This window comes from Roseomonas aerilata DSM 19363, from assembly GCF_000711725.1.
Classification (GTDB): Bacteria; Pseudomonadota; Alphaproteobacteria; order Acetobacterales; family Acetobacteraceae; genus Roseomonas; species Roseomonas aerilata.
In genome coordinates, this window is record NZ_JONP01000061.1 from 1 (window position 1) to 16,251 (window position 16,251).

The 16,251-nt window shown below is 70.9% G+C and carries 16 protein-coding genes; 4 read left to right on the top strand and 12 right to left on the bottom strand.

The genetic code is table 11. The features are described from left to right. On the top strand, positions 1-331 hold a 331-nt coding region (locus tag BO39_RS26815; RefSeq protein ID WP_156963983.1), incomplete at its 5' end, for a PEP-CTERM sorting domain-containing protein. Between the two features lie 97 nt (positions 332-428). On the opposite strand, the gene BO39_RS26820 is transcribed toward BO39_RS26815, so the two are convergent. From BO39_RS26820 to BO39_RS26855, 10 genes are all read right to left on the bottom strand, one after another. After that, positions 429-632, bottom strand: a complete 204-nt coding sequence (locus BO39_RS26820; RefSeq protein WP_043839566.1) for a hypothetical protein — start codon at positions 630-632, stop codon at positions 429-431. Further along, entirely contained in the window at positions 632-784 is a 153-nt protein-coding gene (ccoS, locus tag BO39_RS31865) for a cbb3-type cytochrome oxidase assembly protein CcoS (RefSeq protein ID WP_084698578.1), read from the bottom strand. The genes BO39_RS26820 and ccoS overlap by 1 nt, the downstream gene beginning before the upstream one ends. Further along, the gene (locus BO39_RS26825; RefSeq protein WP_043839568.1) at positions 781-3,147 is read right to left on the bottom strand and encodes a heavy metal translocating P-type ATPase; all 2,367 of its coding nucleotides are present in this window, start codon (positions 3,145-3,147) and stop codon (positions 781-783) included. The genes ccoS and BO39_RS26825 overlap by 4 nt, the downstream gene beginning before the upstream one ends. After that, positions 3,144-3,635 carry a FixH family protein gene (locus BO39_RS30570; RefSeq protein ID WP_052402858.1) on the bottom strand — a complete coding sequence of 164 codons (492 nt, stop codon included), beginning with the start codon at positions 3,633-3,635 and terminating at the stop codon, positions 3,144-3,146. Before BO39_RS30570 ends, BO39_RS26825 begins: the two co-directional genes overlap by 4 nt. Further along, positions 3,632-5,137, bottom strand: coding sequence for a cytochrome c oxidase accessory protein CcoG (ccoG, locus tag BO39_RS26835; protein ID WP_043839570.1), 1,506 nt, complete (start codon positions 5,135-5,137; stop codon positions 3,632-3,634). The genes BO39_RS30570 and ccoG overlap by 4 nt, the downstream gene beginning before the upstream one ends. Beyond that, positions 5,134-6,045: a cytochrome-c oxidase, cbb3-type subunit III gene (ccoP, locus tag BO39_RS26840; protein WP_245615431.1), complete on the bottom strand. Its 912-nt coding sequence runs from the start codon at positions 6,043-6,045 to the stop codon at positions 5,134-5,136. Before ccoP ends, ccoG begins: the two co-directional genes overlap by 4 nt. 11 nt (positions 6,046-6,056) lie before the next feature. After that, positions 6,057-6,209, bottom strand: coding sequence for a cbb3-type cytochrome oxidase subunit 3 (locus BO39_RS31870; RefSeq protein WP_084698579.1), 153 nt, complete (start codon positions 6,207-6,209; stop codon positions 6,057-6,059). A gap of 13 nt (positions 6,210-6,222) precedes the next feature. Then, the gene (ccoO, locus tag BO39_RS26845; protein ID WP_043839572.1) at positions 6,223-6,957 is read right to left on the bottom strand and encodes a cytochrome-c oxidase, cbb3-type subunit II; all 735 of its coding nucleotides are present in this window, start codon (positions 6,955-6,957) and stop codon (positions 6,223-6,225) included. Positions 6,958-6,972: 15 nt separating this feature from the next. After that, complete coding sequence (gene ccoN / locus BO39_RS26850; protein ID WP_084698580.1) at positions 6,973-8,469, bottom strand: cytochrome-c oxidase, cbb3-type subunit I; 1,497 nt, start codon at positions 8,467-8,469, stop codon at positions 6,973-6,975. 61 nt (positions 8,470-8,530) lie between these two features. Next, complete coding sequence (locus BO39_RS26855; protein WP_052402860.1) at positions 8,531-9,277, bottom strand: sulfite exporter TauE/SafE family protein; 747 nt, start codon at positions 9,275-9,277, stop codon at positions 8,531-8,533. Positions 9,278-9,474: 197 nt separating this feature from the next. Here BO39_RS26855 and BO39_RS26860 point away from each other — a divergent pair, with 197 nt between their 5' ends. Then, a complete protein-coding gene (locus BO39_RS26860; protein WP_043839574.1) occupies positions 9,475-10,638 on the top strand; it encodes an MFS transporter in 1,164 nt (387 codons plus the stop codon). Positions 10,639-10,675: 37 nt separating this feature from the next. On the opposite strand, the gene ctaD is transcribed toward BO39_RS26860, so the two are convergent. Next, on the bottom strand, positions 10,676-12,304 hold the full coding sequence (gene ctaD, locus BO39_RS26865) for a cytochrome c oxidase subunit I (protein WP_043839576.1): 1,629 nt from the start codon (positions 12,302-12,304) through the stop codon (positions 10,676-10,678). A gap of 397 nt (positions 12,305-12,701) precedes the next feature. Here ctaD and BO39_RS26870 point away from each other — a divergent pair, with 397 nt between their 5' ends. Further along, entirely contained in the window at positions 12,702-14,024 is a 1,323-nt protein-coding gene (locus BO39_RS26870) for a family 1 glycosylhydrolase (RefSeq protein ID WP_052402863.1), read from the top strand. 324 nt (positions 14,025-14,348) lie between these two features. Here the strand turns inward: BO39_RS26870 and BO39_RS26875 are convergent, their stop codons facing one another. Then, entirely contained in the window at positions 14,349-15,602 is a 1,254-nt protein-coding gene (locus BO39_RS26875; RefSeq protein ID WP_043839578.1) for an MFS transporter, read from the bottom strand. Positions 15,603-15,956: 354 nt separating this feature from the next. Between BO39_RS26875 and BO39_RS26880 the strand changes: the two genes are divergently transcribed. Then, positions 15,957-16,251: hypothetical protein (locus tag BO39_RS26880; protein ID WP_043839580.1), on the top strand; the 295-nt coding region annotated here is incomplete at its 3' end.

Genomic DNA, 16,251 nt, shown 5'->3' on the forward strand with positions numbered 1-16,251 from the left:
CTTCCAGCTGAACAACCTGACGCGGGGCACCACCTTCGCGACGGGCGTGGCCGATAACGGCATCTACTACGCCAACTACTCGACCGACTTCTCCAGCTTCGGCGTCGGTCCCCTCTCGGCGGCCGCGTCGGCGGCGATCGCCCAGCTCCCGAACAACGTCACCTATGTCGGCTTCGAGGACATGCGGGACGGCGACTACGACTACAACGACCTCATCTTCGCCTTCTCCCCTGTCGTGGCGACGCCCGCCCCGGTGCCGGAGCCGGCGAGCCTGGCGCTCTTCGGAATGGGCCTGCTCGGCCTCGGGCTGATCCGCCGCCAGCGCGGCTGAGGCTCGCCTGCCCGGCTTGCCGGGCAGTCCTGAGAAGCAAAGCGACGAGCGGGGGCTCGGGCATCAGCCCGGGCCCCCGCATCGTTTCAGGGCCCGGTCAGTGCCGCGCCTTCTCCCAGGCGTCCAGGCCGCGCTTGAGCATCCAGAAGCCGAAGCCGAGGCCGAAGGCCATCAGCGCCGCGCCGAAGATTGCGAAGCCCGCATCGGTCGCGCGCGACGCGGCGGCGACGCCGAGAAGCGCCAGCGCGGCCGAGAGGATCATGAACAGCGCGTGGCTGGTGCTAAAGCCGGTGGCGGGCATCAGGAATTCTCCTTCGGGTCATCGAAGAGGATGCGGCTGGCCGCTCCCTCGGGGTCGTCGTACTGCCCGTTCCCCAGCGTCCAGCCGAAGAAGAGCAGGGCCAGCATCCCGAGGCCGAGGGCCAGCGGCACGAGAAGGGCAAGCGCGTTCATTCCGAAGCCTCCCGCCCCACGCGGAGCGCGTTGAGGATCACCGCGAGCGATGACGAGGCCATCACCAGCGACGCGATCAGCGGCGTGACGAAGCCGAGCACGGCCATCGGCACCGCGACGACGTTGTAGGAGAGGCTGAAGGCGATGTTCCCCCGCGCCGCCCGCTGCGCCCGCCGCGCCGTCCTCACCGCCGCCGGCAGGGCCGAGAGCCCCTCCGCCCGCAGCACGAGGTCAGCGGCCGCCTGGGCAAGGTCCGTCCCGCCCGCGGGCGTCGCCGAGGCATTGGCGAGGGCGAGAGCGGCCGCGTCGTTGATTCCGTCGCCAAGCATCAGCGGGCGCCGGCCGGCGGCGCGCAGCGCCTCGATCCGCGCGGCCTTGTCGGTGGGCGTCGCCGCCGCGCGCCACTCGGTGATGCCGAGAGAGGCCGCGGCCCGCGCCACGGCCGCCGGCGCATCGCCCGAGAGAAGCTCCACCTCAAGCCCCAGATCCCGCAGCGCGGCCACGGCCTCGGCCGCGTCGGGGCGGAGGGGATCGGCAAAGCGGAAGGCGACGGGCGCGGCCTGCGGGCCCGCGCGGTACCAGAGGGTGGGGCCCTCCTCCCCGACCTCGGGGGCCCCGCAGAAGAGCGCGCTGCCGAGCCGCTCCTCGCCGTGCAGCAGCCCGGCGCCGGCGATCTCCTCCACCGCTCCGGCCGCGCGGACGGACGTGGGGCAGGCGGCGACGAGTGCGCGGGAGAGCGGGTGGCGGCTGCTGGCGGCGAGCGCCGCGGCAGCCTCCAGCGCGCCTTCGGGACGGTCGGCGTCGGGCAGCAGCTCCGGCCGGCCGGTGGTGAGGGTGCCGGTCTTGTCGAGCACGGCCACGTCACAGGCCGCCAGCCGCTCCAGCGCCGTCGGCGAGCCCGTCAGCACCCCCCGGCGGAACAGCGCGCCGACGGCGACCACCTGCACGGCGGGCACGGCGATCGCGAGGCCGCAAGGGCAGGTCACGATGAGCGAGGCAACGGCCGGCACGAGCGCCGCCTGCCAGGAGACGCCCATCCCCAGCCACCAGCCGAGGAAGGTCGCGGCCGCCACGACGTGGACGACGGGCACGTAGAGCCGCGCCGCGCGGTCGGCGATGGAGACGTAGCGGCCCCTCGCCTGCTCGGCCCGCTCCAGCAGGCGCGCGACGGCGGCGAGCGACCCCTCGGCCGCCCCGGCGGTCACGCGCTGCACGAGCGCGGCGCCGAGGTTCACGGCGCCGGCCGGCAGCGCGGCACCGGCGGCGAAGCGGCGGGGAAGGCTCTCGCCGGAGATGGCGGCGGTGTCGAGCAAGGCCTCGCCCTCCTCCAGCACGCCGTCCAGTGACAGGCGCTCGCCCGGGGCGACGAGCAGGCGGTCGCCGGGGCGCACGGCCTCGGCGCCCAGGCGATGCGCGGTGCCGTCCGCTTCCAGGCGGGTCACCTCGGCGGATTGCAGGGCCAGCAGTTCGGCGCAGGCCTGGCGGGCGCGGCGGCGGGCGGCGCGGTCGAGAACGCGGCCGCCGAGCAGCAGGGCCAGCAGCGCCGTCGCCCCGTCGAACCAGGTATAGGGGCCGTTGCGGACGGCCTCGGAAAGGCTCATCGCGGTGGTGGCGAGCACGCCGAGCGAGACCGCGAGGTCCATGTTCACCCGACCCGCGCGCATCGCGCCGATGGCGGAGCGGTAAAAGGGCATGCCGGCCACGAGCACCACGGGCAGCGCGATCAGCGCCGCCAGCCAGTGCATCAGCCCGCGCGTGCCCTCCCCCATGTCGCTGCCGACCCAAACGGCGACGGAGAGCATCATTACGTTGGAGGCGCCGAAGGCGGCGATGCCGAGCGCCCGCAGCAGCGCCTTCCCTTCCTCATCCTCGGTCGCGCGGAGGCAGGCGGCGGACCAGGGGGCTACCTGGAAGCCGAGACGCGCCACGAGGGAGGCGAGCGCTTCGGCGCGATCGGCCGGGCCGCGCCAGGTGACGGTGAGGCGGCGCGTCGCGAGGCTCGCGCGGGCGCGCAGCACGTCGGGATCGGCCGCGAGCGCCTGCTCGACCAGCCAGACGCAGGCGCCGCAGGTCAGGCCCGCCACCATCAGGTCGAGGCTGTGCTCCGCCCCGCCGCGCGACGGGATCGCGCGGGTGGCGAAGTCCACGGGCGGCAGCGCGGTGGGGCGAATGCCGCCGGAGGCGGCCTCCCGCTTGTGGTAGAAGGCGCCGAGGCCGAGGCCGGAGATGAGGGCCGCCGCCCCCTCGCAACCGGTGCAGCAGAAGCGCCCCGCGCCCGGCGGAACCGGCGCGCCGCAATGCGCGCAGGCCGCGGCGCTCAGGCGCGGTTCGGCGGCGTCGAGGCGGGCCGGAAGGGCGGTCATTGGATGACAAGCCTCTCGCGCCGCTCCAGGCGGTCGGCGCCACGCGTGACGGTCAGCACGGCTTCCCAGGCGCCGGGCACCGGCACCTCGGCCGCGGCACGCCAGGTGCCGGGAGCGGAGGGCTGAAAGGTGAGCGGGAGAGCGGTGCGGTCGAGCGGCCGCCGGAGGGTGCCGGTGACGGCGGCATCGGCCGGCAGCGGCGAGCCGTCCGGTAGGCGCAGCGTGACGACGACCGCGCCCTCGGCCCGGGCGACCTCCGCCTTCCAGCCGAGCGCCTTCTGCCGCGCCGCCTCCTCGAGCACCGCCCCATAGCCGAGCCCGCGGTCATAGGCGCCCGTGGTCGTCGTGCCCGTGAAGGTGCCGATAGCGGCCGTGATGAGCACGGCGTTGACGCCGATCACCACCAGGAAGCCGGCAACGAAGACCCAGGGGATCCAGCGCTCGCGCTGGCCAAGACGTGCGGGGGCGCGTGCAGCAATGGCGTTCATGTGCGGGGCCTCAGGAAGACGGTGCCGACCGCCGCGCGCTCGGCGTCCGTGCCGGGCTGGAGGAGGCGGATGCGGATGGGGGTGCTCTCCTCCTCCGGCCGGCACTGCGGCGCGGTCGTGATGAAGAGGCGGGCCTCGGCGACGCCGTCCGCGCGGGTCTCGACCGTCGGGCGGCCGGCAGCATCGGGCTCGCCGCCGTTCAGCACGCCCCAGGAGGCGCCGCCGGGCAGGCCGTCCACCCCGATCGCGAGCCGCTCCGTGCTGGCGCGGCGGTCGGAGATCTTCAGGGTGTAGCTGTTCCGCACGCTGCCATCGGCCAGGCGGACGAAGAGCGGGGAGCGGTCGCGCAGCGCCTCGAGGCCGACATCCGTGCGCCCGGCGAAGGCGCCGATCATCACCGCGCCGATGACGCTCATGGCGGCGGCGTAGAACCAGGTGCGCGGGCGCAGCAGGCGCGCGGGGCAGCGCGCGGCCATGCCGGGCGCGCAGCGTGCGGGGCCGGGCGGGATGGCGGCGGTCGCGGCAGCGGCGGCGGCGAGGTTGCCGACCGTCTCGAAGGCGATCAGCCCCGTCGGCCGGCCAACCTTCGTCATCATGCTGTCGCAGGCGTCGATGCAGAGGCCGCAGTTGATGCAGCCGAGTTGCAGGCCCTCGCGGATGTCGACGCCGGTGGGGCAGACGTTCACGCAGGCGCGGCAATCGATGCAGTCGCCGGCCGAGGCGTCGCGCGCCTTGCCGCGCGGCTCGCCCCGCCAGTCGCGGTAGGAGACGGCGAGGCTGTCGTCGTCGAGCATCGCGGACTGGAAGCGCGGCCAGGGGCACATATAGGTGCAGACCTGTTCCCGCGCCCAGCCCGCCAGGAGATAGGTGGATAGGGTGAGCAGCCCCGCGAAGCCGAGAATGGCGGGCGAGGCGTCGAAGTGCAGCAGGTCGCGCATCAGGGTCGGCGCGTCGGTGAAGTACATCACCCAGGCGCCGCCGGTCGCGGCCGCGATCGCCACCCAGGCGGCGTGCTTGCCGACCTTCAGGCCCCAGTCGGCGGCGCTCCAGCGCGGCTTCGCGTCGCGGCGCATGCGCGCGTTGCGGTCGCCCTCGATCCAGCGCTCGACGAGCATGTAGAGGTCGGTCCAGACCGTCTGCGGGCAGGCGAAGCCGCACCAGACGCGGCCGAACAGGGAGGTGGCCGCGAAGATCCCGAGCGCGCCGAGCAGCAGCAGGCCCGTGAGGTAATAGACCTCCTGCGGCCAGACCTCGATCGGGAAGAAGAAGAGCCGGCCCTTGTCCAGGTCCACGAGCACGGCCTGGTCCGGCTGGCCGGGGCCGCGGTCCCAGCGCATCCAGGGCAGGAGGTAGTAGAGCCCGAGGCAGAAGCCGAGCACGGCCCACTTCGCCTGACGGACGGCTCCCTTCACCGCCTGCGGGTAGACCCGCACGCGATCGGCGTAGAGGGGCTGGTCCCGGTCGTCGGGCGAAAAGGCCGCGGGCTTCTGCATCTTGCTCATTGGGCCGCGGGCTCCGTGCCGCCCAGGCTCTGCACGTAGACGGTCAGCATACGGATGGTGGCGGGGTCCAGCCGGCGCTCCCAGGCGGGCATCGCACCGCCGCGGCCGTAGGAGACGATGCGCAAGATCGTCGCCTTGTCACCGCCATAGAGCCAGACCTGGTCGCTGAGCCGCGGCGCGCCCATCTCGCGGTTGCCCTCGCCGCGCTCGCCGTGGCAGCTCGCGCAGTTCTCGGCGAAGACCGCGGCGCCGCGGCCGGCGGCGGCCTTGTCGGTCGCGCGGTCCGTCAGCGAGAGCACGTGCTCGGCCACGTCGTTCGCCTGGGCCGAGGTCAGCAGCCCGTCCGCCACGAAGCGCGGCATCATGGAGGTGCGGGTCTCCTCGTCGTCCGGCGCGCGGATGCCGTGGCGGATGGTCCTCTCCACCGCCGCGAGGCTGCCGCCCCAGAGCCACTCGTCGTCGGCCAGGTTGGGGAAGCCGGGGTTCCCCTGCCCGCCCGCGCCGTGGCAGCCCGCGCAGGTATTGGCGAAGGCGACGCGCCCGCCGGCGACGGCGTAGCCGCGCAGGTCCGCGTCGGCCAGGATCTCGTCCGGGCTGGCGGCGCGCAGGCGGGCCAGCATCGGCTCGGCCGCGGTGGCCTGCGCCGCGCGGTCCGCATCCGCCGCCCCGCGCGCCGTGTACCCGAGCAGCCCCGTGCCGGTGAAGGGCAGCGCGGGATAGAGCACCACCCAGAGCGCCGCGAAGGCGATACAGGCGTAGAAGGTGTAGAGCCACCAGCGCGGCAGCGGCGTGTTCAGCTCGCGGATGCCGTCCCACTCGTGGCCGGTGGTGGTGGTGCCCGTGTGCTCGTCCCGATGGGGAGTAGCGTGCGGCGCGGCGTGCAGGGCGTCGTGCATGGCATCAGGCATGGCGTGCGCTCCTACTCGGCTTCGCGCAGCGGGATGAGCCGCGCGCGCTCGAACTTCTCCCGCCGGGCTGGGCGCATGGCCCAGAAGACGATCCCGGTGAAGAGGGCGAAGAACCAAACGATCCAGGTGGTCAGCAGCAGGCTGTGGATCTGCTCGATGGTCATGACGGATCCCTCCTTACTGCTGCCGCAGCCGCTCGGGCGTGACCTCGCTGAAATCCACGAGGGTGCCGAGCATCTGCAGGTAGGCGACGAGCGCGTCCATCTCCGTGATCGCCTTCGCGTCGCCGTCCGGATCCATCTGCCGCGCGCGGCCGTAGCGGGCGGCGAAGGCGCTGGCGTCCTCCGCCGGCCGCGCCTGCGCCTCGAGGTCGGCGCGGGCATTCGCGACCATCTCGTCCGTGTAGGGCACGCCCGCCATGCGGAGAGTCGCCAACCGCTGGCCGATGTCGCCGTAGTTCAGCGGGCGATCGAGGAAGGCGTAGGCCGGCATGATGCTCTCGGGCACCACGTGGCGTGGGTTACGAAGGTGCAGCACGTGCCAGTCGTCGGAGTAACGGCCACCGACGCGGGCGAGGTCGGGCCCGGTGCGCTTGCTGCCCCACTGGAACGGGTGGTCGAACATGCTCTCGGCCGCGAGGGAGTAGTGGCCGTAGCGCTCCCGCTCGTCGCGGAAGGGGCGGACCATCTGGCTGTGGCAGGTGTAGCAGCCCTCGCGCACGTAGATGTCGCGCCCCGCCTGCTCCAGCGGCGTGTAGGGGCGGATGCCGCCCACGCGCTCAATGGTGCTCTCGACGGCAAAGAGCGGGATGACCTGCACGAGACCGCCGATCGAGACGGTGATGAGCGTCAGCACGCCGAGCAGGATGAGGTTCCGCTCGATATGGCCGTGGTTGAACTTGATGCCGAACATGACGGGTGCTTTCCCTCAGGCGGCGGCGGGCAGGGCGTTGACGGTGCGGTCGGCCACGGCCTCCGCCACCGGCATGCGCACCGTGCGCCACAGGTTGTAGGCCATGAGCAGGGCGCCGGTGAGATAGAGGACACCGCCCAGGGCACGGATGACGTAGTAGGGGTGCAGCGCCGCGACGGTCTCGACGAAGGCGTACTGCAGAAAGCCGAGGTGGTCGTAGGCGCGCCACATGAGGCCCTGCATGATACCCGAGACCCACATCGAGGTGATGTAGAGAAGGATGCCGAGCGTCGCGATCCAGAAGTGCCAGCTCGCCATGCGCGTGGACCAGAGCTGGGTGCGCCCCCAGAGGCGCGGCACGAGCCAGTAGAGCACGCCGAAGGTGATGAAGCCGTTCCAGCCCAGCGCGCCGGAGTGGACGTGGCCGATGGTCCAGTCGGTGTAGTGCGAGAGCGAGTTCACGGCACGGATGCTCATCACCGGCCCCTCGAAGGTCGCGATGCCGTAGAAGCCGAGGGAGGCGACGGAGAAGCGCAGGCCCGGGTCGGTGCGCAACTTGTCCCAGGCGCCCGAGAGGGTCATCAGCCCGTTGATCATGCCGCCCCAGGAGGGCATCCACAGCATGATGCTGAACACCATGCCCAGCGTCTGCGCCCAGTCGGGCAGCGCCGTGTGGTGCAGGTGGTGCGGGCCGGCCCAGATGTAGAGGAAGGTCAGCGCCCAGAAGTGCACGATGGACAGGCGGTAGGAGTAGACCGGCCGCTCGGCCTGCTTGGGCACGAAGTAGTACATCATCCCGAGGAAGCCGGCGGTCAGGAAGAAGCCCACCGCGTTGTGGCCGTACCACCACTGGATCATCGCGTCCTGCACGCCCGAGGCCGCACCGTAGGACTTCGCGCCAAAAAGGCTGACGGGGATGGACACGTTGTTGCCGAGGTGCAGCACCGCGACGGTGATGATGAAGGCGAGGAAGAACCAGTTGGCGACGTAGATATGCGGCTCCTCGCGCCGCAGGATCGTGCCGCCGTAGACGACGAGGTAGGAAACCCAGAGCACCGTCAGCCAGAGGTCGGCGTACCATTCGGGCTCGGCGTATTCCTTGCCTTGGGTGATGCCCAGCAGGTAGCCCGTGGCCGCGATGGCGATGAAGAACTGATAGCCCCAGAAGAGGAACCAGGCCGTCTCCTCGCCGCCGAAGAGCCGCGCGCGGCAGGTGCGCTGCACGACGTAGAGGCTGGTGAGGAAGAGCGCGTTGCCGCCGAAGGCGAAGATCACGGCCGAGGTGTGCAGCGGGCGCACGCGGCCGAAGCTCGTGTACTCGAGTCCGAAGTTCAGCGCGGGATAGGCGAGTTGAGCGGCGATCAGCACGCCCACCAGGAAGCCCGCGATCCCCCAGAAGATGGTGGCGATGGCAAAGGCCCGCAGCGGCGCCTCGACATAATCGGGCTGCGCGCGGGGCCTGGTCACGGCGCCGGAATAGAGCAGGGTTTGAGTGGTCAGACCCTCTGGCATGGGGGGCTCCTCTTGATGGGGCCCTCGTCCCACGGGTCGGGTTGCGGAACCTTGATTCAGATCAAACGAAACCTGCGGCTCGCGCCGCGAGGACCGCCAGGACACAGGCGTTGACGAGGAGCACCACGGCGGAGGCGGTGCGCAGCGCGGGACCGAAGCGCCGCCCGAAGAAGCGCCCGAGCAGCGCGACCCCGATGAGGGCGGGCACGGTGCCGAGAACGAAGGCGAGCATGGCCAGGGCCCCTGCGGCGGCGCTCCCGGCCGCCATGGCGGCGGCCAGCGCCCCGTAGAGCAGGCCACAGGGAATGGCCGACAGCATGAGCCCGAGAAGGAAGCCCCGCCGCATCCCCGGCGGCCCGCCGAGCAGGCCCTCGAGGCCCGCCCTCGGCAGGCGGAAGGGCAGAGCCGGCAGGTGCGACCGGAAGCGGGCGAGGACCGGCAACCGCGCCGCCGCCTGTCCCAGCATGACGATCGCCGCCGCCAGCAGGGGGATGGCCAGCAGCCCGCGCCAGGCGAGAAGGGAGACCAGCCCGGCGGCGCCGCCCGAGACCGCGCCCAGTCCCGCGTAACCAACAGCCCTGCCCGCGTGATAGGGCAGGAGTGCCGCTCCGGCGAGCCGGGCCAGCCGGCCATCGCCGGAACCCTCGGCAGCCTGCGCGATGACGAAGGGCCCGCACATCCCCGCGCAGTGGGTGACGCTGCCCGCCAGCCCGGCCAGCAGCATCGCGCCCATCAGGGCCACCATGTCGTGCGGGGCAAGGGCGGTCAGCCCATGAAGGCAGTCGGCGAGCATGCGCGCCCATGACATGGGGCGGGGAGCCCGGCCTTGATCCAGCGCAAGGACCGCGCCCGCCGGGGGCGGTGAAACCTGCGCTGTCTGGCGGAACGATTATCGTTCGATCTTGACCCTCACGATTTCGTGAGTATGTTTTCCCCACCGCCCAGCCACCGGCCAGATCGGCGCCGGACGCATCGGGGGCGGTGCTTCCATAAGGATTTCCGGCCGTGCCCCGCCCCAGCCCCTTTCGGCTGCTTACCCTTCACTATGCGCTTTTCCAGCTCTCCGTCGCGCTCGCGGGGGGGTTCGTCGGCGCCTACCTCATGAAGCTCGGCTTCAGCCTGCCGGTCGCCCTGCTGGCCTATGCCGCCCTGCTGACGGCGCGTTTCGGGCTTCGCCTGATCTCGCTCGAGGTGGTGCGGCGCCTCGGCTACCGGCGCGCCATGATGGCAGGCGCCGCGCTTTGCGCCGCAGGCTTCCTGCCCCTGATGGGCGCGGATCAGCCGATCTGGCTCGCAGCCTGGCTGCTGCTCGCCTCTATCGCCGAGTCCCTTTACTGGCCGCTCTACCACGCGGCGGCGGCGGTCGTGAGCGGCGGCGCCCAGCGGGGTCGGGAGATCGGCCTCCGCACAGCGCTCGGCTCGCTCATCGGCATCGTCGGGCCGATCGCGGGCGGCCTGATGATGGAGCACCTCGGCCCGGCGGTGGATTTCGGCATCGCGGGCGGCCTCACCCTGCTCTCCGTCCTGCCGCTCCTGCGCATGGGTCAGATCCCTGCCGGGCCGGTACCCGGGATGCGGGACTCGATGCGCGGGATCGACGTCAGGGGAATCGCGGCCTTCGCGGCGGATGGCTGGATGTCCTCCGGCCTGACGCTCGCCTGGCCGATGGTGCTCTTCACCTCGCTCGGCTCGCATTACGAGGCCTTCGGCATGGCCAATGCGGCGGCCGGGCTGGTGGGCGCGGTGGCCGGCATCGCCTGCGGCCGCGGGATCGACCGTGGGCAGCGCGAGCGCTACCTCGTCCTCGTCTGCGCGGCGCTGACCCTCGGCTTCGCCCTTCGCGCCCTCGCCGGCTGGTCCCCGGCCGCGGCGGCCATCGCCAACGCGAGCGGCGCGGCCGTCGCCGGCCTCTACGTGCCCGTGCTGATGAGCGTGATCTACGACCGGGCGAAGGACTCGGGGGCCGCCTACCGCTTCCACTTCGCGGCCGAGGCGGGCTGGGACATGGGCGCGACGATCGGCTGCATGCTGGCGGCGCTGGTCGCCTGGGCGACCGCCGTGCCCTCGCTCGCGGTGCTGCCGGGGGCGCTTGGGGTGCTCGCGATCTACCACTTCGTCCGCGGCCAGGCGCCGGCGGCGGCGCCCCTCGGGGTTCCGGCCGGGGCGTGACGGCCGGGGAAGCTATTCCCCCGGCCACTTCGCTACCTCAGTGAATGACCGGCAGCTTCTCGAAGGTGTGGAAGGGCGGTGGCGAGGAGACCTGCCATTCGAGGGTTGTCGCCCCCTCCCCCCAGGGATTGGCCGCGGCCCGTTGGCCCCGGAGCAGCGTCTGCGCCACCAGCACGAGGAAGATCAGGAAGGACAGGCCAGTGATATAGGAGCCGACCGTCGCCACGTAGTGCCAGTACTGGAAGGCGTCCGGATAGTCCGGGTAGCGCCGCGGCATGCCCTGCGCGCCCAGGAAATGCATCGGGAAAAAGGTCAGGTTCACGCCGATGAAGAAGGTCCAGAAATGGATCTGGCCCAGGAACTCGGGATACTGGTGGCCGCTCATCTTGCCGATCCAGTAGTAGAAGCCGGCGAAGATCGCGAAGCCTGCTGCGATGCCCATGACATAGTGGAAATGGGCGACGATGTAGTAGGTGTTGTGGAGGATCACGTCCACGCCGGGATTGGCGATCTTCACCCCCGTGACGCCGCCGACAGTAAAGACGAAGATGAAGCCGACCGCGAAGAGCATCGGCGTCTTGAACTGGATCGACCCGCCCCACATGGTCGCGATCCAGGAGAAGATCTTGATGCCCGTGGGCACCGCGATGATCATCGTGGCCGCCGAGAAATAGGCCCGCGTGTCCACCGAGATGCCGGAGGTAAACATGTGGTGCGCCCAGACCACGAAGCCCACCACCCCGATCGCCACCAGCGCGTAGACCATGCCGAGATAACCGAAGAGCGTCTTGCGGCTGAAGGTCGAGACCACGTGGCTGATGATGCCGAAGGCCGGCAGGATGACGATGTAGACCTCTGGATGGCCGAAGAACCAGAAGAGGTGCTGGAACAGCACGGGGTCGCCGCCGCCTTCCGGCTTGAAGAAGGAGGTGCCGAAGTTGCGGTCGGTGATCTGCATGGTGATCGCGCCGGCCAGCACCGGCAGCGCGAGCAGCAGCAGGAAAGCCGTGACCAGCTGCGCCCAGACGAAGAGCGGCATCTTGTGCAGCGTCATGCCGGGGGCGCGCATATTGAAGATGGTGGCGATGAAGTTCATCGCGCTGAGCAGCGAACTGATGCCCGAGAGGTGCAGGGCGAAGAGCTGCATGTCCATCGCCGGACCGGAATGATAGGTGTCGTCCGCCAGCGGCGGATAGAGCGTCCACCCCGCGCCCGCGCCCTGGCCGACGAACAGGCTGCCGTAGAGCAGCGCGACCGCCGGAATCACCAGCCAGAACGAGATGTTGTTCAGCCGCGGGAAGGCCATGTCGGGCGCCCCGATCAGGATGGGCACGAACCAGTTCCCGAAGCCGCCGATCAGAACCGGCATGACCACGAAGAAGATCATCGTCAGCCCGTGGACCGACACCGTCGTGTTCCAGCTCTGCCCGCCCGAGAAGACCTGCAGCCCGGGCTCGGACAGCTCCGTCCGCATGAGGATGGAGACCGCGATGGCGACGGTGGCCGAGAGGAGGGCGAAGATGAAGTAGAGCGTTCCGATATCCTTGTGGTTCGTGGAGAAGAACCATCGGGCGATGAAGCCGGGCGGCCCGTGGTCATGCGCGTGATCGAGCGCGCCATGCCCGTGGGCCCCGGCAGCCGCCGCGCCCTGCGTCGTGATCGCCATACGTTCAGCCCTGCCCTGCGATAGCACCTGGCCGGGCGCTCCCGGTCCGGGGCACGCCCTGGCGCACCCCTCGGGCGAAGCTGGGGGAGGGCTGCCGAGCACGCGCTAACCTAGTTGAACGCCCCTCCCGCGTTCTCACGCCGCGGCTTCGGGAAAATAGGCATTCGGCATTTTATCTCGTGAAATCGTGAAGATGATGAAGCGACGGATTAACGCGCTTAAGCGTCGACGCGCCGCTGCTGCGAGAAGACAAGGCAAGGCTCATGGAGGATCCTCGCATGATTCGTGAAACACCCGGCCGCTCGCGCGGCATGCCACGCGCGGCCACCCGCCGCACCACGCGGACGGACCGCCCGCAGGGGGCACATTCTCGGCCCTGCGGAGGCCGGTGCTACTGATGATGCTGCCAGAGATCTGGGGCGGCATCGAATGCACCGTCCTGCGCGTGAACGGCCAATGGCGCGACCAGCTCCGTGAGACGGGGCATCACCACCGGGAGACGGACCTGGACCTGGTCGCCTCCCTCGGCGTCCGGCGCCTGCGCTACCCCGTGCTCTGGGAGCGGGTGGCGCCGGAAAGCCTGTCGGATTGCGACTGGTCCTGGTCGGATGCCCGGCTGGCGCGGCTGCAATCCCTGGGGATCGCGCCCATCGCGGGGCTCATCCACCACGGTTCCGGCCCCGCCTATACCGACCTGCTCGATCCCGGGTTCCCCGAGAAGCTGGCGGCTTATGCCGCGCTGGCCGCGGCCCGGTACCCCTGGGTCATGGACTGGACGCCGGTGAACGAGCCGCTGACCACGGCCCGCTTCTCCGCCCTCTACGCCCACTGGCACCCGCATGGGAGCGACGAGCGCAGCTTCCTCACCGCGCTCATGAACGAGTGTCGGGGCACCGCGCTGGCCATGCGGGCAATCCGCCAGGTGCAGCCGGAGGCGCGGCTCGTGCAGACCGAGGATCTCGGCAAGGTCTTCGCGACCGAGCCGCTGATGGACCAAGCTGAGCACGAGAATACGCGGCGCTGGCTCAGCCTCGACCTGCTCTGGGGGCGGGTGGACCGGGATCACCCCCTCTACCCCGCCCTGATCGCCGCGGGGATCCTCCCCGAGCACCTCGAGGAACTCGTCGCCGAGCCCTGCGTCCCCGATGTCCTCGGCATCAACCACTACGTGACGAGCGACCGCTTCCTTGACCACCGGGTGGACCTCTACCACCCCAGCCTGACCGGCGAAGGCGGCGGGGGCCGCCGCTATGTGGACACCGAGGCGGTGCGCGTGCCCGTGCCGCGCTCCCAACTCGGCTTCGAGCCGCGGCTCCGCGAGGCCTGGGAGCGCTACCACCTGCCCATCGCCGTAACCGAGGCCCATCTCGGCTGCGAGGACCCCGACGAGAGCGCGCGCTGGCTGCTCGAGACCTGGAACGCGGCCGTTTCCCTCCGGGGTGAAGGCGTGGACATCCTCGCGGTCACCCCCTGGTCGCTCTTCGGAGCGATGGACTGGGTGTCCCTCCTCCGCCGCAGCGATGGCGCCTACGAGCCGGGGGTCTTCGACGCCCGCTTCAGCCCGCCACGCCCCACCCCCCTTGCGGGCGTCGTGCGCTCCCTCGCCACCGACGGCCGCTTCTCCGGGCCGCTGGCCCAGAAACCCGGCTGGTGGCGGCGCCCGGACCGCTTCGTGGTGCAGCCGGAACTCTGGGGCGAAGAGGCCAGGCCCGCAGCCTGAAGCGCCATAGCTGATTTCAGCTTCTGGGTGGCCTTCGCGGGTGACTCCCGGGAGAGGAAGAAGGAATTCTTCCTCTCCCGGGACCCCTCACCATCATCTTTTTCCTCGATTTTTAGAACAGCTTGGCGGCCAGTGCGCCTCGGGTCATGAACCCGGGGCGACTGCACGCCCGGCAAGGGCACGACGAAAGAACCGGCCCTCAATCACCGCATCCGCGACAGCCGGACGGGGATCCAAGGGCCTCAGGCCCTTGGCAGGTGAGGTCTGGAGAGGGCGGAGCCCTCTCCAGGGCCACGGGAGCCGCCTCCGGTCCCGAACGGAGCCCTACTTCGCCTGAAGCACCATCGGTACGGTGCTGCCCGCCCGTGTTTCCGGCATGGCGATGAGGAAGATCAGGCCGCCGGCCGCTGCGATCGAGGAGAGGGCCAGGAAGGCCGCGTGGTATCCCGCGTTGACGACGAGGAACCCGACGAGGGTGCCGCTGAGGATTCCGCCGATCGCGTGCACCGTTCCCACCGCGCCCTGTGCCGCGTTGAAGTGGCCGCTGCCGGTGGTGAGGTCGGCGACGATCACGGGAAACAGCGCCCCGATCAGCCCCGCGCCCACGCCGTCGAGCAGTTGCACCCCGATCAGCCAGGCCGGGTGATCCGACAAGGTATAGAGGGACCCCCGCAGGGCCAGGGCGACGAAGGCGACGAGGAAGAGGGGCTTGCGGCCCCAGGCATCCGCCCGCGCTCCGGCCAGGGCCGCCGCGGGCACCATGATGGTCTGGGCGGCGATCGCGCAGGCGGCGGTGAACATGATTCCCTGCCCGGGATGGCTGAGCGCCAGCCGCTGCGCCACGAGGGCCAGCATGGGCCCGTTGGCCATGTGAAAGAGCGCACCGGTGAGGGCGAAGATCATCAGCGGGCGGCTGGCCAGGAGAGTGCTCCATGGGGAGGGGCGGTGGCCATGCCCCTGCCGGTCCGGTAGCAGCCCGCGCGCGAGCTCGTAGTCGATGGCGTTCGCCGGCACGCGCGCGACAGCCCAAAGGCTGGCGGCGGCGGTCACCACCATCATCACGAAGACGATCGCGGTGCCGACGAAGGGTGCGGCGAGGAGGATTACCAGGTTGATCGCCCCGTTCCCGAAATGGAACAGGGCTTCGTTCCGCCCGGCGCGGTGCGCGAAGCGCGCCGGCCCCACGATGCCCAACGACATGGCCGCCAGCGTGGGGCTCATGGTCGTGCCGGCCAGCGCCCCGATCACGCCGGCCGCCGCCACGGCCCAGAAGTGCGGCGCCAGGGGAATGACGAGGGAGGTGGCCGTGACCACCACCACGGCGCAGCCCAGCAGGGCGCGCTTGGCGCGCATGGCGTCCACCAGCACGCCGAGCGGTGTCTGCGAGACCAGCCCGACCATGCCGCCGAAGGAGAGGGCGAGACCGATACTGGCCTCGTCCCAGGCGTGCTCGGTCAGGAGGTAAACGGCGAGATAGGCGCCGAGCCCGTAGCGGACATCGGAGAGCGCAAAGCTGAGGAAGTCGAGAGCCCGCTCGGCCTTGGGATTGGGGGGCGGGGAAGCCGCGGCATCGCTCATCCGCGGCTCACCGGCAAGGTCGTTCCCTGGCCAGGACCGAGGCGGCCACGGTGCCCTCCGGCGGTTCTAAGATCGAGACCTCGCGTCAATCGGCTCACGCTGCCCTCCCCCGGCACGATCGCCGGCGCGTAGCGTAGAACGAGTTTATGTCAGCTCGCCGTTGAACACCGCGCGATAGGTCCGCGCACCTCGTTGCCTTGTCGGATCCTTTTACACCTGGAGCGAGATGGAAGCCCGGTGCGGGCGCAAGTGCTTGTATTTACGAGGCCGGTTCGGTTGGCACGCGGAATGCTCTTCTAAGGTTCAAGCGGGTGCCCCCGCACCCCTCACCGCCCGCCCCCAAGGAACCCTCCCATGCGCAAGCTTCTCCTCGCTGCCGCCGCCCTTCTCTCCCTCGGCATGGCCTCCCAGGCCCAGGCCGCGCCCGAGCTCTCGGCGCGCATCTTCCAGGACGGCGTCTTCGTCCCCGGCACCGCCGCCACCTCGTCGAGCGGCGCCCTCCTCGTCACCGGCAGCTCCGCCAACTTCTCCATCGTCACCGCGCTCTCCATCGGCTTCCCCCAGGTCGCCCAGCCGGCGCTCGACGTGCAGACCACCTCGGTCAGCAGCATGGGCAACTTCGCCACCGCCCACACCGTCACCTTCGAGG